20 protein-coding genes are annotated in these 17709 nt (G+C 67.6%); 9 read left to right on the forward strand and 11 right to left on the reverse strand.

The genetic code is table 11. The features are described from left to right. The first annotated feature begins 31 nt into the window (after positions 1–31). Complete coding sequence (locus MHN80_RS14340) at positions 32–724, forward strand: hypothetical protein (protein ID WP_239402396.1); 693 nt, start codon at positions 32–34, stop codon at positions 722–724. Here MHN80_RS14340 and MHN80_RS14345 read toward each other — a convergent pair whose 3' ends face one another. The 3 genes from MHN80_RS14345 to rnhA form a co-directional block, all read right to left on the reverse strand. Continuing rightward, on the reverse strand, positions 725–1516 hold the full coding sequence (locus tag MHN80_RS14345; RefSeq protein WP_004020413.1) for an SDR family oxidoreductase: 792 nt from the start codon (positions 1514–1516) through the stop codon (positions 725–727). Positions 1517–1591: 75 nt separating this feature from the next. After that, positions 1592–2503 carry a D-isomer specific 2-hydroxyacid dehydrogenase family protein gene (locus MHN80_RS14350; protein WP_239402397.1) on the reverse strand — a complete coding sequence of 304 codons (912 nt, stop codon included), beginning with the start codon at positions 2501–2503 and terminating at the stop codon, positions 1592–1594. Next, positions 2500–2994 carry a ribonuclease HI gene (rnhA, locus tag MHN80_RS14355; protein ID WP_101819989.1) on the reverse strand — a complete coding sequence of 165 codons (495 nt, stop codon included), beginning with the start codon at positions 2992–2994 and terminating at the stop codon, positions 2500–2502. Before rnhA ends, MHN80_RS14350 begins: the two co-directional genes overlap by 4 nt. A 59-nt stretch (positions 2995–3053) precedes the next feature. Here rnhA and MHN80_RS14360 point away from each other — a divergent pair, with 59 nt between their 5' ends. The 4 genes from MHN80_RS14360 (at position 3054) to MHN80_RS14375 (ending at position 6212) form a co-directional block, all read left to right on the forward strand. Then, positions 3054–3821, forward strand: a complete 768-nt coding sequence (locus MHN80_RS14360) for a methyltransferase domain-containing protein (RefSeq protein ID WP_239402398.1) — start codon at positions 3054–3056, stop codon at positions 3819–3821. Positions 3822–4146: 325 nt separating this feature from the next. Continuing rightward, positions 4147–5412: a DUF4185 domain-containing protein gene (locus MHN80_RS14365; RefSeq protein WP_239402399.1), complete on the forward strand. Its 1266-nt coding sequence runs from the start codon at positions 4147–4149 to the stop codon at positions 5410–5412. Beyond that, a complete protein-coding gene (locus MHN80_RS14370; RefSeq protein WP_239402400.1) occupies positions 5409–5936 on the forward strand; it encodes a DUF1697 domain-containing protein in 528 nt (175 codons plus the stop codon). Before MHN80_RS14365 ends, MHN80_RS14370 begins: the two co-directional genes overlap by 4 nt. 102 nt (positions 5937–6038) lie before the next feature. Beyond that, on the forward strand, positions 6039–6212 hold the full coding sequence (locus MHN80_RS14375) for a hypothetical protein (protein WP_156036616.1): 174 nt from the start codon (positions 6039–6041) through the stop codon (positions 6210–6212). Positions 6213–6226: 14 nt separating this feature from the next. Here MHN80_RS14375 and MHN80_RS14380 read toward each other — a convergent pair whose 3' ends face one another. From MHN80_RS14380 to MHN80_RS14395, 4 genes are all read right to left on the reverse strand, one after another. Further along, positions 6227–6703, reverse strand: a complete 477-nt coding sequence (locus tag MHN80_RS14380; RefSeq protein WP_004020419.1) for a hypothetical protein — start codon at positions 6701–6703, stop codon at positions 6227–6229. Positions 6704–6716: 13 nt separating this feature from the next. Further along, entirely contained in the window at positions 6717–7988 is a 1272-nt protein-coding gene (locus tag MHN80_RS14385) for an acyl-CoA dehydrogenase family protein (RefSeq protein ID WP_239402401.1), read from the reverse strand. A gap of 37 nt (positions 7989–8025) precedes the next feature. Beyond that, positions 8026–9426, reverse strand: coding sequence for a phosphotransferase family protein (locus MHN80_RS14390; RefSeq protein WP_239402479.1), 1401 nt, complete (start codon positions 9424–9426; stop codon positions 8026–8028). Between the two features lie 106 nt (positions 9427–9532). Then, the gene (locus MHN80_RS14395) at positions 9533–9901 is read right to left on the reverse strand and encodes a nuclear transport factor 2 family protein (RefSeq protein ID WP_064570537.1); all 369 of its coding nucleotides are present in this window, start codon (positions 9899–9901) and stop codon (positions 9533–9535) included. A gap of 93 nt (positions 9902–9994) precedes the next feature. On the opposite strand from MHN80_RS14395, the gene MHN80_RS14400 reads away from it, so the two are divergent. Next, positions 9995–10870 (forward strand): LysR family transcriptional regulator, encoded by an 876-nt coding sequence (locus MHN80_RS14400; protein ID WP_239402402.1) that lies wholly within the window; start codon positions 9995–9997, stop codon positions 10868–10870. Between the two features lie 613 nt (positions 10871–11483). Next, entirely contained in the window at positions 11484–12746 is a 1263-nt protein-coding gene (locus MHN80_RS14410; RefSeq protein WP_239402403.1) for an HNH endonuclease signature motif containing protein, read from the forward strand. A 135-nt stretch (positions 12747–12881) separates the two neighbouring features. Here the strand turns inward: MHN80_RS14410 and MHN80_RS14415 are convergent, their stop codons facing one another. Genes MHN80_RS14415 through MHN80_RS14430 form a run of 4 tightly spaced genes read right to left on the reverse strand, consistent with a single transcriptional unit; the run spans position 12882 to position 15287 of the window. Then, positions 12882–13430 carry a molybdenum cofactor biosysynthesis protein gene (locus MHN80_RS14415; protein ID WP_239402404.1) on the reverse strand — a complete coding sequence of 183 codons (549 nt, stop codon included), beginning with the start codon at positions 13428–13430 and terminating at the stop codon, positions 12882–12884. 16 nt (positions 13431–13446) lie between these two features. Then, positions 13447–14229 carry a hypothetical protein gene (locus MHN80_RS14420; RefSeq protein ID WP_239402405.1) on the reverse strand — a complete coding sequence of 261 codons (783 nt, stop codon included), beginning with the start codon at positions 14227–14229 and terminating at the stop codon, positions 13447–13449. 16 nt (positions 14230–14245) lie between these two features. Continuing rightward, positions 14246–14671: a CoA-binding protein gene (locus MHN80_RS14425; protein WP_064570540.1), complete on the reverse strand. Its 426-nt coding sequence runs from the start codon at positions 14669–14671 to the stop codon at positions 14246–14248. Positions 14672–14699: 28 nt separating this feature from the next. Continuing rightward, entirely contained in the window at positions 14700–15287 is a 588-nt protein-coding gene (locus tag MHN80_RS14430) for a TetR/AcrR family transcriptional regulator (protein ID WP_004020429.1), read from the reverse strand. 133 nt (positions 15288–15420) lie between these two features. Here MHN80_RS14430 and MHN80_RS14435 point away from each other — a divergent pair, with 133 nt between their 5' ends. Both MHN80_RS14435 and MHN80_RS14440 read left to right on the forward strand, forming a co-directional pair. Then, entirely contained in the window at positions 15421–16554 is a 1134-nt protein-coding gene (locus MHN80_RS14435) for a phosphotransferase family protein (RefSeq protein WP_239402406.1), read from the forward strand. Between the two features lie 4 nt (positions 16555–16558). Then, positions 16559–17704 (forward strand): hypothetical protein, encoded by a 1146-nt coding sequence (locus MHN80_RS14440; RefSeq protein WP_239402407.1) that lies wholly within the window; start codon positions 16559–16561, stop codon positions 17702–17704. The last annotated feature ends 5 nt before the right edge of the window (positions 17705–17709 follow it).

Genomic DNA, 17709 nt, shown 5'->3' on the forward strand with positions numbered 1-17709 from the left:
CAGCCGGGCCTCGTCTCGGTACAGTTGAGCCGTGAACGAGATCGTCAGCTTCGCGACGGACAACTGGTGGCTGATCTTCCCCATCGGCGCTGTCGTCGGCGGGTGGGCGGGGTCGATCGGGAAGTACAACGAGAAGCGGCGCAAGGACAAGATCGAGCTCGCCCGGATCAAGGCGAACGCGCAGACCGAGCAGCTCAAACTCACGACGACGTCGGCCGACCAGGTGCGCCGGACCCTCCGCCAGCACGACTCGCTGAACGAGAAGTGGTTCGGTTACGAGCTCGATCTCGCGACGCTCATCGAGTACCCGATGATGACCGACATGCGAGAACCGCTGACCCTCGCGTTCCACCGCGCCCGGGTCCGCGCCGACGATCTGCGACCCGAGCCGGGCGCCAAGGCGCCGCTGCCTGATTCGATGTCCCCGGCAGACTTCGCCGAGTACCGCGACGCTGTGGGCGAATACGCCGCGGCATTCGACGCAGCCGAACGAGAGTCCCGGCGGCGCAGGCAAACCGACTTCTCACCCGTCGAACGCGAAGCCCTGGACCGGGCACGCAAGCTGATCGGCGTGGCCGCCGACTCCGCGGCCACACCCGCAGAGCGGCAGGCGGCCTACAAGAAGGCCCGGGCCGAACTCGAGGGCATCATCGACGTTCCGCAGGTGGCCGCGGCGCAGCTCGAACGGCAGATCGCCGGCGCCCTCGAGCGCGGCTCGGAGTGATCAGAGGTCCGGGATGGGCAGGTCCAGGTTCGGCGAGATGATCCCGCCGTCGACCTCGAGGATCTTGCCGGTGACGTACGCGCCGGCCGGGGACGCCAGGTAGAGGGCGGCCGCGGCGATGTCCTCCGGGTCGCCGAGTCGGTGCAGCGGAGTCGATGTCTCGACTGCGGTACGCATTCCGTCGTCGCCCGCGACGATCTCCAGCGCCGATGTCAGGATGGCGCCCGGTGCGATGCCGTTGACCCGGATCTTCGGATTCAGATCCATCGCCGCGATGCGCGTGTAATGCGCGAGAGCAGCTTTCGCGGTGCCGTAGGCGGCGTAGGCACGTCCCGGCAGGCGGCCCACCGCCGACGTGATGTTGATGATCGAACCCCGGCCGCTGGTCGCGAGGATCTGCTTGGAACCGGCGACGACCAATGCGTGCGCGTTACCGACATTGAAGTCGAAGGCATCTCGCAGGTGCTTGGGGCTGGTGTCGAACAGAGGCCGGGGCATCGCCCCGCCGACGTTGTTCACCACGGTGTCGAGCCGCCCGAACTCGTCGACCGCGGTCTGCGCGAGCGCCGCCGCGGCATCGGGGTCGCCGAGGTCCACGGCCACGGTGCGCGCGCGTCGGCCCGCCGCGCGGACCCGTTCGGCGACCTGCTCGAGGTCGGATTCACTGCGAGCCGCGATCACCACGTCGCCGCCGGCCTCGGCGAAGGCGACCGCGATCGCCGCCCCGAGCCCCCGGCTCGCGCCGGTCACGATGGCCACCTGGTCGTCTATCCGGAATCTGTCGAGAATCACCCGTCGACCATGCCACGCCGGGACCGAAAACGAGAACGTGTTCTAGAAATCAGCCGGAATCAGCAGGTCGTGACTTCAGTAGTCGCGGCCGGCGGTCACCACGGAGAGCAGTTCCTCACCCGCGGCGAACCTGCGGAGGTTCTCGGCGACCCACGGTGCGAGCTCGCGCGTCAGTCCCGACGCCGGGTTGGCGACATGCGGGGTGATGATCACGTTCGGCAGGGACCAGAGCGGATGGTCGTCGGCGGGCGGTTCCGGATCGGTCACGTCGAGGGCCGCGCCCGCGATCTGGCCGTCGGCCAGCGCCCGGTACAGAGCTTCCTCGTCGACGAGCGGGCCGCGCGCGATGTTGACCACCCACGCATGGTCGGGCAGCGCCGCGAGGCTCTCGGCGTTGATCATGTGCCGGGTCTCGGGCGTCGCCGGCGCCGCCAGCACCACGTGGTCGATGGTTCCCCACAGCTCGTCCAACTCGTCGGACCGTCGGATCTCGTGCGCACCGGGCACGTCGCGGCCCGATCGGTTCACCGCGACGACGCGGGCACCGCACGCCCGGAGACGTGGGGCGAGGGAGGCACCGATCCCGCCGGCACCGACGATGGCGACGGTGGCGCCGTGCAGCGACCGGACCGCGGTGTCGATCCGTTCCTTGTCCCAGTGCCGGAGGACGGCGGTGTTGATCTGCCGGAGTCCTGCGAGGAGCAGCGCCAGCGCGTGCTCGGCGACGTTCTCGGCATAGAAGCCCGACGCGTTGGTCCAGAGCCGGCGGTCGTCGAGGATGTCGGCGGCCACGAAATCCTCGATGCCCGCGGTCTTGAGGGCCACCCATTCGACGGTGTCGGGCAGTTGCGGGAAGTCCGCGGGCGGCCCGATCCACACCAGCACCCGGGCGTCGTCGAGGCCGACGATATGTCCGCCCGCGCCCTCGATCGCCGCGACCAGGTGCTCGTCGCGGACGGGTTCGAGGGCGACGGCCACCGGGGTCATCGGGAGACCGATCGGGCCGCGGTGGTCGCCAGTTCGTCGGCGATCTCGTTGAAGTGGTCGCCGGCGTGCCCCTTCACCCAGCGCCACTCCACCTGATGCCGTTTCTCCTCCTCGACCAGACGACGCCACAGATCCGCGTTCTTGACCGGCTTGCGATCCTTCGTCTTCCACCCGTTGGCCTGCCAGCCGTTGACCCACTTCATGATCCCGTTGCGGACGTAGGTCGAGTCGGTGTAGATGATGACGGTCGACGGCCTGGTCAGCGCCGCGAGACCCTCGATGGCGGCGGTGAGTTCCATCTTGTTGTTCGTCGTGTCGGGTTCCGACCCGGAGATCCGCTTCTCGGTGCCCTTGTATCGGAGCACCGCGCCCCATCCGCCCGGGCCCGGGTTCCCTAGGCAGGCACCGTCGGTCGAGATCTCGACGACGGCCGAGCCCGATTCCGGGTCTGCGGAGGAGTCGTCGGTTGTCGGGTTCGCGGAAGCTGTCACGCACGGAAGCCTACGGCAGCTGCGATGCCCGGCAGCAGACTCACCGCTAGGGTGGACTCATGGCTGTGTGGGACCCGACACGCTATCTACAATTCGCCGACGATCGCGCGCGGCCGTTTCTCGACCTCATCGCGCAGATCCCGACCAACCCGCTGTCGGTGGTCGACCTGGGGTGCGGACCGGGCCACCTGACCAAGCACCTGCGTGCGCTCTGGCCCGCGGCCGAGATCCTGGGCATCGACGACTCGGCGGAGATGGTCGACCGGGCGATCCGGGACAACACCGACCCGCACGCCAACTACGACGCCGTCGACGTCTCGCAGTGGACGCCCCACCGGCCGGTCGACCTGATGCTCTCCAACGCGATGTTCCAGTGGGTGCCCGACCACCTCGACGTCATCGACGGTCTGCTCGGTCACCTGACCGATGGCGGCGCCTTCGCCCTGCAGGTGCCGAACAACACCGACTCGCCAACCCACGCGGCGCTCGCCGAGCTCGCCTCGACCGAGCCGTACGTCGGGGCCTTCGGCGACCTCCGGGCGCTGCCCCGGCTCGACGCCGAGATGTATCTCGACTTCTTCGCCGAGCGCGGTTACCACGTCAACGCGTGGGAGACGACCTACTTTCACGTGCTCGACGGCCAGGACCCGGTGTTCGACTGGATGTCGGGAACCGGTGCGCGTCCGTACCTCCAGGCACTTACCGGCGACCTCCGGAAGCAGTTCGTCACCGACCTCAAGAAACGTTTCGCCGAGGCCTACCCGCGCCGCGAGTGGGGCACGGTCCTGCCGTTCCGCCGAACGTTCGCCGTGGCCACTCGCCGCTGATCCGCCCCCGTCGACCCGATCCGGGACAAGCACTCCCCACTGCTCCCTGAGGAGCGCCCGTCGACCCGATCCGGGAGAAGCGACTCCCCTATTGCTCCCTGAGGAGCGCCCGGAGCTTGCGGAGGGTGCGTCACGAAGGGTCCGGCGACAGAGGTTGCGAGACCCTTCGTGACGCTCGCAAGCTCGCTCCTCAGGGAGCAGAAGGAGGGCTCGCAGGCTTGCTCCTCCCGGGTCACGCACCGGCGTCGGTTCGGCATCGACGCCGCTCCGAGCCGCCACTTCTGCAACACTGACACCACTTGTCGTTTCTTCTGGGGGTACGTCCATGCGTCCGGCCCGCCGCATCATCGCGACCGTTGCCGCTGTCGCCCTCGCGGGCGGCCTGTTGACCACCGTGTCTGTTCCGGCGAGAGCCGCGGTCTGCAACGCCACCGGCATCACCGGGGGCGATGTCGGCAGCACCGGCAGTTCCGGGTCCAGTGAGCTCGGGTGGGGCAGTCTCGACTTCGGCAGCTATCGGGCGGGTGGCAAGAAACCACAGGGCCCGCTCCCGAAGCTCACCGGTGCCAGCAAGGCCGTCTCCTGGGTGACCGGTCCGCGAAGTCCCGCACGCACCGACACCCGGTTCGGGATCACCGCCACCGACGTCGGTGTGCCGTGGGACAACGGATCCGGTCAGATCCTGATGGCCTTCGGTGACACGTGGGGCAGGTGCGCGGGACAGATGGCCTGGAAACACAACACGATGCTGCGCAGTGACGCGAACTCCGACCTGGCCAAGGGCATCCGATTCCCGAACCCCGTACCCGGGTCGGTCCGTTCGGGCGCGTCGGTGACGCCGGCGCATCCGACGTGGGCGCAACCCATGTTCAACGCCGTCGGGGTGCGCAACATCGAAGTCGGTCGGATCCCCACCGGCGGTATCTCGATCAACGGCACGCAGTTCGTCGGCTTCATGTCGATCCACCGGTGGCTGGGCCCCGGCCGGTGGAGCACGAACTACTCGGGAATCGCTGTGTCGCACAACAACGGTCAGACCTGGACGGTCGACAACAACACGCTGCGTTGGAACACCGACCTGACGATCCCGGGCGTTCCCCAGGTGACGAGGGGCCATGATCGGTTCCAGATGGGCGCCTTCCTGCGGAGCGGGGAGTACATCTACCAATACGGAACGCCCAACGGACGTTCCGGTTCAGCCCATGTGGCCCGCTTCCGTCCGGCCGACATACTGAACCTCAACCGATACCAGTACTTCCGCGGTGGCACCGCGTGGTCGCCGAATCCGGCCGACGCCGCGCCGGTCGTCGCCGGCCCGGTCAGCGAGATCTCCGTGGCCTACAACGCCTTCCTCGGCCGGTTCGTGATGCTGACCGAGCGTGCAGGGACGATCATGCTGCGCACGTCGCCGTCGCCGGTGGGCCCGTGGAGCGGAGAGCGAGTGCTCATCACCTCCAAGCAGTCCAGCGGTCTGTACACCCCCTACATCCACCCTCGATCGTCGGGCAAGAACCTGTATTTCGTCGTCTCGCGGTGGGACGACTACAACGTGATGCTGGTTCGGACCGACCTGTCGAAGGTCCGTCTGTGAGCCGCCGCATCGTGTTGATCCGCGCGGTCAATGTCGGCGGGGCGAAACTCCCGATGGCCGAATTGCGGCAGATCGCAACCGACCTCGGTGCCGAAGACGTCTCGACCTACATCGCGTCGGGCAACCTGCTCTGCACACCACCGGCCGCACCAGAGCAGTTCGACCGCGCTCTCGAAACCGCGATGGAGGATCGCTACGGATGGTTCCGGGAGGTCATCAGCCGCACGCCCGGGCAGGTCCGCGCCGCGCTCGACGCGCATCCGTTCGAGATCGCCGACGACAAGTATTCCTATGTCTACTTCCTGACCGGCCGACCGGCGCCCGACAAGGTGGCCGCGTTCGAGCGCAAGGACTTCGGCCAGGACGTCGTCCGGGTCATCGGATCCGATCTGCACATCCGCTATGCCGACGGGGCGGGGCGTTCGACGCTGACCGCACCGGCGATCGCGCGCGGTCTGGGTGTGCAGGGCACGGGACGCAATCTGCGGACCGTCCGGAAGCTGCTGGAATTGGCCGACTCCTGATCACGGCTCGGTGGCCGGCGTCTCGCCACGGGCGTAGCGTCGGTGGAGGCATCACGAGACAAAGCCGACGAACCAGACGTTCGCGTCGAGAGGAGTCCGGACATGAGTCAACCGGTCCCGCCGCCCCCGCCACCGCCGGAGCCCGTTCCCGCACCCGAGCCCATCCCCGAGCCGCCGCCGGAACCGCCGATCCCCGTGCCGACCCCGCCGCCGGCTCCCGACCCACAGCCCGCACCACCGCAGCCGGACCCACCGCCCCGCCCGACGGTGATCTGAACTGCTCCGAGCGGTCAGCCGCGTGCCAACACGCGCGCGACACGGTCGATGTCGGCGAGTTGTTCCTCGCGGGGCGCCTCCCACAGTTTCTTGGGTAGCTTCTCGAGGTCCTTGATGGCCGACTCGGCGTGATCGAGCGCCTCGGTCGATTCGTCTTCGCCGAGGTCCGCCGACGCGATCAGCCGATCGTCGAGTTCGAAAACCGCGTCGTCGAGGCGATTGCGTGCCGCGACGAGTTCGTCGTCGTGCGGGATCGCCGGGTTCGCATGGACGTCGGCGATGGCGTATCGAATTCGACGGTGCAACAGCGCTTCTCGCGTATTGTCGGTGGCCCAGCTCTCGGGTGCCCGTCCCGGTCGGCCGGGAATCAGGTCGGTGGACCGCGCGAAGGTGCGCACGCGTTTGTCCGAGTCGTACGCGAACCAGGCGGCGCCGCCGAGGATGAACAGTGCGACCACCACGGTGGCCACGATGATGATGACCGCGATCATGTGGTCAGCCTACTCAGGACGACTGCACTCCCTTGGGCGCCTTTCCCGACATGAAACCGAACAGGTATCCGGCGACGCGTCGCATCTGGATCTCATCGGCGCCCTCGGTGATCCGGTAGCGACGATGATGCCGGTAGATGTGCTCGAACGGCTCGTGCCGCGAGTAGCCGCGTCCGCCGAACACCTGCATCGCCTGATCGGCGGCATCGCAGCACAGCCGATTCGCCTGGTAGTTGCACATCGAGACCTCCGCAGACGCGGCGAACGGTCCGTAGGTGTCCATCTTCCAGGCGGTTTCGCGGATCAGGGCCCGGATCATCGCGCACCGGGTGTGCAGGTCGACGAGCGGGAACTGGATCGCCTGATTCGTCGACAGTTTCTTGCCGAAGGGCGCGCGTTCGTTGGCGTACGCCACGGCGCGATCGACGCAGTATTGGGCCGCCCCGAGACTCGACGCCGCCTGACGGATGCGGTTCTCGTTGAAGAAGTGCTGCACGACCTGCAGACCGGCTCCCTCCGCCCCGAACACCGCGGAATTCGGCACCCGGACATCCCGCAGCGAGATGTGCGCATGGTCGGTCGGCATGTTGAACGTCCACAGGTACTCCTCGACGGCGAACCCGGGGTCCTGCGGGTCGACGAGGAAGGCGGTGATCCCGCGAGCGTCTCCCGGCTGACCGCTGGTGCGGGCGAACACGATGTCGCGGTGTGCGGCATGGATGCCGGTGTTCCACGTCTTCTCGCCGTTGATGATCCAGTCATCGCCGTCGCGAACGGCGGTCGTCTCCATGTAGGTGGCATCGGACCCGTGGTCGGGTTCGGTGATGCCGAAGGCGAAGAACTTCGTGCCCGCGGCCAGTCCCTCGACCCATTCCGCCTGCTGCTCCGGGGTGCCGTACTCGAGCATGAGGAGCAGACCGATGTTGTTGCCGACGATGGCGTGCTCGTTCTGCAGATCGCAATGCAGGCCCAGCCCTTTCGACGCCAGGTGCTCGCGGATGATCGCCATCGCCAGGTTCGATCCGTCCCGGCCACCGAATTCGGACGGGAACGGGTAGCGGAAATGGCCTGCCGCATCCGCGCGACGCCGCGCCTCGCCGAGGAGCGCTTCCCACTCCTTGTTCGGCAGGCCGCCTCGCTCCCAGTCGGTTCGGGAGTCCTCACGCCGGTGGTCGAAGAATCGGATGTTGTCGTCGGTCTGCTCGAGGGGGACGATCTCGGCCTCGATGAAGGTGTCGAGTTCGGCAAGGTAGTCGCTCAGCGACTCGGGCAGGGCGAAGTCCACGATGAACCCCTCTCGGTTGGGATCGGATGTCCTGCGGTCACGGATGAGGGACCGCGAAGTACTTGGGGTTCGCCACGAGGAGCCGCGCCCGCACGTCGGCGACGACGGCGTCGCGGACCTTCTCGTCGGTCCCGTCGAGCTCTCCGGAACGAAGTGCTACACAGAGCGCCTGTTGATCGGCGATGCCGAGAGCACTCAGGCGTTGCGCACTCGCGGCTGCATCTGCGGCACCCAGCAGGACCTGCCGACGGACGACGTCGACGACATTGCCGGCCACCCTCGTGTGAAAACGCACCTGTGGTGACAGATCGGCCTGTACCGAGTCGGATCGAAGGAACTCGGCGAGCGCTTCGAGTAGTTCGACGGAGCTCGGCGATCCGTAGAGATCCTCGCTCGCGCGTGCACCCGTCGCCTCGGTCAGCGGATCGGGCACCGCCTCCGGTGCCACGAGCCCGAGGTCGAGCAGGGCGTCGAATTCCTGCTCGGCACTTCGGCGTCCGATGGCGGCCAGTTCCACCGACCGTTCGACCCCGTCGAGGTGGCGGGCGGCCTGGACCGCACAGATCAGTCCCCACTTCACGGTGGCGTAGAGCTCCCACCAGCGCAGCGCCCGGTCCGTGGGACGCCAACCCGCCTCCCGGGCGTACGCGTCGAGCAGCTCGTCTCGGCTGCCCATCCCGGCCACCGGTGTCGACCCTCCGAACCGCCACGCCTTCGCGCACAGCCAACCGAGGTCCTCGACGGGATCGCCGAGGTGGACCAGCTCCCAATCGAGCACCGCCGCAATACCTTCGGGTTCGACCAGAAGGTTGCCCAACCGGAAGTCACCGTGTACGAGGCACCGCCGCGGTGAGGGTTCGGGAGGGTTGTCGGTGAGCCACTGGGTCGCCAGTACCAGTCCGGCCGGCATGGCGTCGAACTCGCGTGGGAACAGCTCCCGGAGCCCGGCGATGGGATCGCCGAGTTCGCTGAGACCGGGCGTCTGCCGCACGTCGATCCGATGGATGCGCGCGAGGATCTCACCGCATTGAGCGACGAACCGGGCACGCGCGCCGGCATGGGAGTCGTTGCGCAGTATTCGACGTGGGATGGACTCACCATCGATGAACGTCATTGCCAGATAAGGGAACCCCAGGACATTGCCATCTTCGTCGAAGCCGGCGTCGAGGATCTCCGGCACCGGCACCCCGGCGTCGGCGGCTGCACGCAGCACCTGCGCCTCGGCTCGCAACCCGCCGTCGTCGGTGGCGGCGGGAACCGCGCGGATGATGATCGGCTCCACCTGTCCGGAACCCTCGACGAGGCCGGCGGCGTAGGTCGCCCGGCTCGCACCCGCCGGCAGCAGTCGTGCGGATTCGACCGAGAGTGAGGTACCGCGTCGGTCGGCGAGTCGGGACGCAATCGTCGCGGCGACATCGTCCGCTTCCGGTACTCCCACGCCGATCCGTCCCTTCGCGCCGTCGCCCTGGGCGGCGGTAACCGCCACCACAGCGAAGCTAGCACGGGAGCTGAATCCGGACTCAGAAATCTGGCGTCGCGGCGACTCAGTGGTCCGGCGTCTGGAACTCCGGCTGGTCGATGATGCGTACCCACGATCCATCGGATCGTCGCGCGACCACCTGAGCGCGGGCACCCGCACCGTCGCGGGGCGGTGTCGATGTGAGTGCGAGATCGTTCCCGAACATCAATGTCGGCAACGGCGGCTCCGGCACGAAGGTCGGCCGGTGCGCGAGAACCGATGCCCACAGGTCGCGGATCGCGGTCCGGCCGCGGGTGACCTCGCCGGGCGGGAAGGCCATCACTGCGTCCTCGTCGTAGAGCGAGGCGACGGCGTCGGCATCCCCGGCGTTGGAGAACTCGACGAACAGTCGAGTCAGGTCCTCGGGCGTGCGTGCGGTTTCGTGTGTGGTCATGACGACTCCTCTCGATGTGTTCGGAGTCCAGAGTCGACCCAGCCGCCCGATAAGTCCAAGTGATGGTTTGTATGGTCGATATCATTTTCACTTATGGACCTTCGCCAGCTCGAATACTTCGCAGCCATCGCCGCGGAAGGCAGCTTCACCGCGGCCGCAGCGCGCGTCCATACGACGCAGCCGAACATCAGCGCGCAGATCCGCACCCTGGAACGGGAACTCGGTGCGGCCCTCTTCGATCGCTCCGGCCGCGCTGTGCGCCTGACCGACGCCGGCCGGGAAGCGCTCCCCGCGGCCCGCCGTGCCCTTGCCGCTGCCGACGACGTCGCCCGTACCGTCGCCGAGGTCTCCGGACTCGTTCGTGGCAGCCTCTCGGTCGGGATGGTCGAAGGGTGCACCATCGCGCCCCTGTTCGCAGCGCTCGGCACCTTCCGGTCGACGCACCCGCAGATCGAACTGAGCCTGCGCGAGTCTCCATCGACCGAACTGATCGCGTCGGTGGAGGACGGACGCCTCGACGTCGCCCTGGCCGGGTACGGCGGTAGCCTGCCGCCGGGGGTCGAGTCCATGACGATCATCGCCGAACGCGTCGTCGCCGCGGTGCCCGCGAACGATCGTGCCCCCGGCCGATCAATCGACCTCGCCCTGCTCCGCGAACGGTCGCTCATCTGTCTCCCGAGCGGCGCGGGAATCCGCAGCGTGTTCGACGCGGCAGCGTCGGAGGGTAGCCCTATCCGGCCCGCGATCGAGGCGTCTTCGCCGGAGGCGATCATCGAATTGGTCTGCAGTGGACTGGGAGTCGGCATCCTGAGCGAGTCGATCGCAGCGGCCGACGACCGCGTGGTCGGGGTGCCGATCCGGGGCGTCGACAGCACCGCGCATCTCGGCTTGCTGTGGGGTTCGAAACCGTCCGCTGCTGCTGCGCGTTTCGTCGAGGTGGCCACGGATGCGTTCGGACGAGCCGACTGAGGATGGGGCGGAACCTTGCCACCCCTGAGCTCGGGCGGGTGGCCCGGGTGCCCGCGACCGGACCCGCACTCGTTCTGCCGACGAGAGCCCTGGAGAAGCGCCAGGTGTAGTACCCGGTGAGCTTGTGGACGCACAGGCGATCGATCGGGACGAGTCCGCCGATCCCGGTGTAGGGACGGTGGTGATTGTTGGTGGTGCAGCCAGTCGTCGTAGGTGGCCGCTCGGGCGGTTCGGAAGAGTAGGACTCAGCGCCGGCCCATCTGATGTGTGGCCGCGGCTCACCGTTTGACCTTGCCGCTCGCTTGTGGCCGGCGCGGGCGGGTCTTCGTGCGACCAGTCGCGGTACCGAGAGTCTCTGCGCCAGAGGGGCGTGGCCGTCGACGCCAGAGCGAATGGTTGGCATATCCCGGACATTGCTCGTGCTGCGCCTGTTGTGGATCGTGCGTCGAGTGTGCGGTGTCCACCGCCATCGGGGGTGCGCCCGAGCCGGATCTGCTACAGGTGTGACTGCAGTTCACTGCTGTTGCCGAGAAACGTACCGTCGACGAAATCGGCTACACAGCACCGGTTTCCGCAAGTACGGGTTGTGGAGAAACCTCGTAACCGAACACACATGTTCCCGTACAGTGGAGTCATGCCAGAGCTCACCACCCTTCTCGACCAGCTCATCAAGACCACCACGCCCACCGACGACCCCACGGGCAGAGCGACATTCGACGCGCTCGACACTCTCCGGCTGATTCGTAACGTCGTTGACCACCAGATCGTCACGCATGCAGCGCAACTCGACGAACTCGGAGTCGCACAGAAGGCTGGTGGGACCACCAAGAAGGTGTTGATCGAGATGGGCTACGCACCCGCCGCGGCACTACGCGCCATGCGAAGCGTCGACGCTCTCCCGACACTGCCCACCCTCGCCCGTCACGCCGCCGACGGACGCCTGTCGAGCGAAGTCACCGACGCCATCATCCGCGGCCTGATCCAGATCGACAAGCGTTTGCCGACAGCACTTTCCGACGAGGAATGCGCCACCCATGAGACAGCTTTGATCGGCCAGGGCCTGTCGGGAGCAACCCCGGCAGAAGTAGAGAAGTACGCCCGCGCCATCGGCAACACCATCGCGGACGCCACCGACACCGGCATCCCGGCCGCCGACGATCCATCGCTGAACACGGTCAACGCCCACACCACCGACGACGGACGCGTCGACATCCGCGCCGACCTCACCCAAGTGGTCGGCGAGAAGTTCCTCTCGATGATCGACGAACGATCCTGCCCGAGACCGGAACCCGACGGCTCCGAGGATCGACGCACCGCCGAGCAGCGCCGCGCCGATGCATTCGAGCTGATCCTCGATCAAGCCGCACTCGGCGCGAGCATCGACAGCGTCGGCTCTCCCCGTACGCAACTCATGGTGACCATCCCCGCCACCGGCGCCGATCCCGCCACCCTGCCGTGGACCGGGTCGGTCAGTCAGGCCGTCGCGAAACAGGTGTCCTGCGACGGGTCGCTGACCGAGATCATCCTCGACGGCGAAGGTGTACCGCTACAGATGGGCCACACCCACCGCCTGTTTTCGGCACATCTGCGCAAGGCGGTCATCGTGCGCGACCAATGCTGCATCAAATGCGGTGCACCACCGTCGCATACGCAAGTGCACCATGTGCGCCATTGGGCCGACGGCGGTCCCACCGATCTCGACAATGGTTGCCTGCTGTGCCAGCGCTGTCACACCCAAGTCCACCATCACGGCTGGGACGTCGTGATGGGCTTCGACCGACACCCCTGGCTCGTCCCACCCGCCACCATCGACCCACAACGCCGACCACTACCCGCCTACAACCGACGGACCATGCGACTCGACGACGCCGCCTGACCCAGACTCCGCCCAGCCACACTCGGCCCGCCCACACATTCGCGTAGCACCTTCCGCACCCGAGCCAGCCCGGGACCGCGTCCGTTCCTTGACAATTCCAGAGTGAAGGCCCAAGCCTCCGTCTCCACTGCCCCGCTACAACGGCTGGGCCCGACGGACCTGGTCTGCGGCGCGGGTGGCGTCGAGTTCGACATCGCTGATCAAGACCGCACGACCGAGACTGAGGGTTCCCGACGTCAGCGGCTGCGCTCGCAGGCCACCTCGGCCAATCAGAGCCTTGCGCACGCCGTCACCGGCGACGGTGTCCATCCACGAACACGGGTGCGCAGGACGCCCACCGCGGAATCGGACCGGACCCGATCCCGAATCGAGCTCGAACTCCCGGCCGCGCAGCGGATCGAGCTCGACACCGCGCACCACAACGTTGCGTCGAGCGAGAACGGGGTCGGCCTCACCCGCTGCGGCAGTCCAGGCTTCGAGCGCGAGAAACGTCACCGCCGCCTCGGTGTGGGCTCGGATCCCGAAGAAGCGGTCTCCGCGAATGCCTTTGTCCGCGACGATCTCCACGATCTCGGGCGTACGGGTCTCGACCTCGGCTGCCGGGCCGTCCTTGGGTCTGCCGAAGTAGGCGTGCTTCGGCGAGACGACGAACGTCACGATCTCGCAGGGGTATTCGTAGGTCATCGGACAATTGTTCCGGTCACGACGCGGGGGGCCCGGGTCGAACGTCGGTGACCGCCGTCGCGTCCGGCGCCTTGACCACCAAGCTCGCGGGGTCGGTGGGCTTCCCTGCGATGAGGTCGCCGATGCTCAGACCCCAACGGCCCCAGCGGTCGTCGAAACTCTTCGCCCGGGCCCGCGCCTTCTCGGTCTTGGCCGGGGTGTATCGACGGCGGGCCCAGGCCGAGTGCGGTCGGGCCAGCCGGATCGCACCCGACCAGGCGAACACCGGGATGAAGACGCCGACGATGGCCGTCGAGAACTTGCCTTTGAGCACGCACAGGATCGCGCAGGCGACGTTGATCGGAACAGTGGCCACCAGAGCGACGGGGCCGATCTCCACGTTCGCGTCGTCGAGCGGGTTGAAACCCAGCACCGCCATCCCCAGGGCGGCAACCGTCAGGGCGACCACCTGAACCGAGAGTTGGCCTTCCGGTGACCAATACACATCCTGCAGGCGGAGGATCAGCGCGAACTCGTCGAGCACCAGTGAGGCGCCGACACCGATCAGCACCGCACTGATCTCCGCACCGGGCGACGCCCCGTTGACACCCACCGAGAGGAAGGCGCCGACGATCGTCAGAATCAGACCCGGCACCATGTGGTGCACGTGCACGCCGTCCGACACGTTGTTACGGAAGGGGCCCTTACCGGCCCGGATGAGTCGGGTGATCACCCGGGTGACGATGAACGTGACGACGAACGACGCGAACAGCAGGAACAGCGGAAGTCGTTGGTGCGTGAGCTCGTCCAGGAAGTTCACCGGGGCCGCCCTGCCGTCAGCCGGGAACGATGCCGGTGCGGCGCTGCTCGATGATCAGGCAGCGATCCTCGACATACAGCAGGCCGGCGTCCTCGGCGATCGCCCGCGCCTCCGCCGATCGGATTCCGAGCTGCAGCCACAGTGCGGTCGCGCCGGCCGCGACGGCAGCACGGGCGACGTCGGCACATTCGGGCCCGGGGCGGAAGACGTCGACGAGGCCGACCTGTTCGGGGACATCGGCGAGGGTCCGATACACCTTCTCGCCGACGATCTCGCCGGCGGTGGGGTTCACCGGGATGATCCGCCAACCGCGGTTCTTCATGTACGCCGGGACCTCGTTGGCGGCCTTCGACGGATTGGCGCTGGCACCGACCACGGTGATCGCGTCGTAGGTGGACAGGATCTGTTCGACGACGTCGTCGGTGTTGCTCGGTGCGGTCATCCCACGAGTGTAGGTGGGTGCGCCGATCTCATCGTAGAACTCCGTGCACGACCAGCGCGCTGAGTTGATCGGCCCACGCGGTGTCGAACTCACGGTCGTCGAGCAGCAGTGCGTGCAACATCGCCGCTCCACCGACGACCTCGATGAGCCGATCCGGATCCACATCGGGATGCACCTCGCCGCGGTCGACGGCGGTCACCAACCGGTCACGCAATGCGCCGAACACCTCTGCGAAGCCTGCGTGCACACGCGCCGACAGTTCGGGTTCGGCAGCCATGTCCGAGATCAGGCCGGGCAGTGCAGCACGGGTCACCGGGCTGGCGAAGAGGTCGCGAGCCGCCGCGACCATGATGCGGAGGTCGGCCTCGACCTCACCGCTGGACGGAGGGAGCCGCGCCATCCGGGAGAACGCGAGATCGTGGATCAGCTCGGCCTTGCCCGACCAGCGGCGGTAGAGCGCGGTCTTCGTCGTCCCCGCGCGATCGGCGATCGCAGCCATCGTCAGTTTCCGATAGCCGACGTCGACGACCAGTTCCGCAGCGGCGTCGAGCACCGCCGAATCGATCCGGACGTCGCGGGGACGCCCCGGGACCGCTTCTCCCGTCCCGGTGCTCATCGGCCCACCCGCTCTCCGTCGGCCCCCTTGTAGTCGGGGATTTCCCGAAGTCGCTGCGAACCACGCGACCGTTCTGCTGTCATAACGCTACTCACCGTAGCGAATGTGCCGGTAACGATCACAGGGGGTGCCCATGGCCACCGAACCCGCCGTCGAACAGGTCGACCATCTGCAGCGTTCCAGCCGGGACAACGCCTCGGTCCCGGACACACTCGCGCGCTGGCTGGCCGGGCAGAGCGACACCCCCGACGCCCTGCCCGAGGTCACGGTCACCGCGAGTGGGGACAGCAACGGCATGTCGTCGGAGACGATCCCGGTGTCGGTGTCCTGGCCCGGCGAACCCACCCGGCACTGGGTGATGCGGATGGCGCCGTCGAGCGCCGACGTTCCCGTGTTCCGCTCCTACCGGATGGACCATCAATACGCGACGATGCGGCTGATCGCCCGGCTCAGTGACGTCCCGGTCCCCGCGGTACACCACCTCGAACCGAGTGGCGCCCTCCTGGGTGCGCCGTTCTTCCTGATGGACCGGTGCGAGGGCGAGGTCCCGCCCGACGTGATGCCGTACACGTTCGGCGACAACTGGTTCGGGGACGCCTCCGAGGCCGATCGCCGTCGGGCCCAGGACTCTGCGGTCGGCGTGATCGCCGACCTCCACTCCATCCCCGACGCGGCGCAGCAGTTCGGCTTCCTCGCCGACGACCTCCCCGCGGGTGACACCCCCCTTGCTCGTCTGCTCGCCTGGCTGCAGGACTGGTACGACTTCTCGGTGGAGGGGATCGGCCGTTCGCCCCTGGTCGAACGCGCGCTCGCCTGGCTCGCCGACAACTTCCCCGACGACGTCGCGCACACCGAACCCGTCCTGTCCTGGGGTGATTCGCGCATCGGCAACATGATGTTCGCCGACTTCACGGCCACGGCGGTCCTCGACTGGGAGATGGCACGTATCGGCCCGCGCGAACTCGACATCGCATGGGTGGTGTTCGCACACCGTGTCTTTCACGAGCTGGCGACGATGGCGGGCCTGCCGGGCCTGCCGGACCTACTGCGCGAGAGCGACGTCCGCGACACCTACCGGCAACGGACCGGTGTCGAACTCGGCGACCTGCGCTGGTTCTACGTCCACGCCGCCGTGCAGTGGTGTTGCGTCTTCATGCGCACCGGTGCGCGGCGCGTGCACTTCGGCGAACTCGAACGCCCCGACGACGTCGACGGCACCCTGTTCTACCACCGACCACTGCTCGAACGACTTCTCGAGGAGAACTGACCACATGAGCCGAACCGGCCTGGGACCGATGGACGAGTATCCCATTCACCAACTGCCGCAACCGATCGCATGGCCGGGTAACAGCGACCGCAACTTCTACGATCGCGCCTACCTCAACGCCCACGACCGCAGCGGCACCATCTTCCTCATCACCGGCATCGGGTACTACCCCAACCTCGGCGTGAAGGACGCGTTCGTCCTCATCCGACGACGCCGGGCCGACGGAACCGACACCCAGACCGCGGTCCACCTCGGTGACGCGATCGACGACAACCGGCTCGAGCAGCGCGTCGGCAACTACCGATTGTCCGTCGACGATCCGCTGCGCACGCTGCACCTGACCCTCGCCGAGACCGAGGGCATCGCCCTGGACCTGCACTGGGAGGGCCTGTTCGACGCCCTTCTCGAGCAACCCCACGTGATGCGACAGGGCGCGAAGGTGACCCTCGACGCGCAACGATTCGCACAGGTCGGTACCTGGCGCGGGTCGATCACCGTCGACGGCGAACAGATCGTCGTGGACCCGGCGACCTGGGTCGGCACCCGCGACCGCTCGTGGGGAATCCGGCCGGTCGGCGAGCCCGAACCGGCCGGCCGGCCGTCGGACCCGCCGTTCGAGGGCATGTGGTGGCTCTACATCCCGATGGCGTTCGACGACTTTCAGCTCGTCTTCATCATCCAGGAGGATCCCGACGGCTATCGAAGCCTCAACGACTGTTCGCGCGTCTGGAAGGACGGCCGCGTCGAGCAGCTGGGTTGGCCGAACGTCACCGTCCACTACGCGCCGGGCACCCGGATTCCGACCGGCGCAACCATCTCCACGACCGGGTCAGGCGGCTCGCCTGTGACGCTGGAGGTGGAATCGCTGCTCCCCGTACCCATCCACGTGGGCGGAGGCTACGGCGGCGACCCCGACTGGACCCACGGCGTCTGGCGCGGAGCGGACTTCACCGAACGTCTCACCTACGACATGTCCAGCACCGACATCATGGGACGCATGCCCTTCGGGGTCATCGATCACGTCGGACGCGCCGAATGCCGTGAGGCCGACGGCACCACCCGCACCGGCTGGGGACTCTTCGAGCACGGGGCCCTGGGCCGGCACGATCCGACGGGATTCGCCGACTGGCTCAGCGTCGCACCGGAGTGAGTGCC

This window comes from Gordonia sp. McavH-238-E (genome assembly GCF_022348225.1).
Classification (GTDB): domain Bacteria; phylum Actinomycetota; class Actinomycetes; order Mycobacteriales; family Mycobacteriaceae; genus Gordonia; species Gordonia terrae.

Coding starts and splice junctions, on each gene's coding strand:
- MHN80_RS14365 (WP_239402399.1), top strand. CDS start 4,147: ATGCGTCCGGCCCGCCGCATCATCGCGACCGTTGCCGCTGTCGCCCTC.
- MHN80_RS14375 (WP_156036616.1), top strand. CDS start 6,039: ATGAGTCAACCGGTCCCGCCGCCCCCGCCACCGCCGGAGCCCGTTCCC.
- MHN80_RS14395 (WP_064570537.1), bottom strand. CDS start 9,901: ATGACCACACACGAAACCGCACGCACGCCCGAGGACCTGACTCGACTG.
- MHN80_RS14410 (WP_239402403.1), top strand. CDS start 11,484: ATGTTCCCGTACAGTGGAGTCATGCCAGAGCTCACCACCCTTCTCGAC.
- MHN80_RS14380 (WP_004020419.1), bottom strand. CDS start 6,703: ATGATCGCGGTCATCATCATCGTGGCCACCGTGGTGGTCGCACTGTTC.
- MHN80_RS14440 (WP_239402407.1), top strand. CDS start 16,559: ATGAGCCGAACCGGCCTGGGACCGATGGACGAGTATCCCATTCACCAA.
- MHN80_RS14415 (WP_239402404.1), bottom strand. CDS start 13,430: ATGACCTACGAATACCCCTGCGAGATCGTGACGTTCGTCGTCTCGCCG.
- MHN80_RS14425 (WP_064570540.1), bottom strand. CDS start 14,671: ATGACCGCACCGAGCAACACCGACGACGTCGTCGAACAGATCCTGTCC.
- MHN80_RS14360 (WP_239402398.1), top strand. CDS start 3,054: ATGGCTGTGTGGGACCCGACACGCTATCTACAATTCGCCGACGATCGC.
- MHN80_RS14400 (WP_239402402.1), top strand. CDS start 9,995: ATGGACCTTCGCCAGCTCGAATACTTCGCAGCCATCGCCGCGGAAGGC.
- MHN80_RS14350 (WP_239402397.1), bottom strand. CDS start 2,503: ATGACCCCGGTGGCCGTCGCCCTCGAACCCGTCCGCGACGAGCACCTG.
- MHN80_RS14430 (WP_004020429.1), bottom strand. CDS start 15,287: ATGAGCACCGGGACGGGAGAAGCGGTCCCGGGGCGTCCCCGCGACGTC.
- MHN80_RS14435 (WP_239402406.1), top strand. CDS start 15,421: ATGGCCACCGAACCCGCCGTCGAACAGGTCGACCATCTGCAGCGTTCC.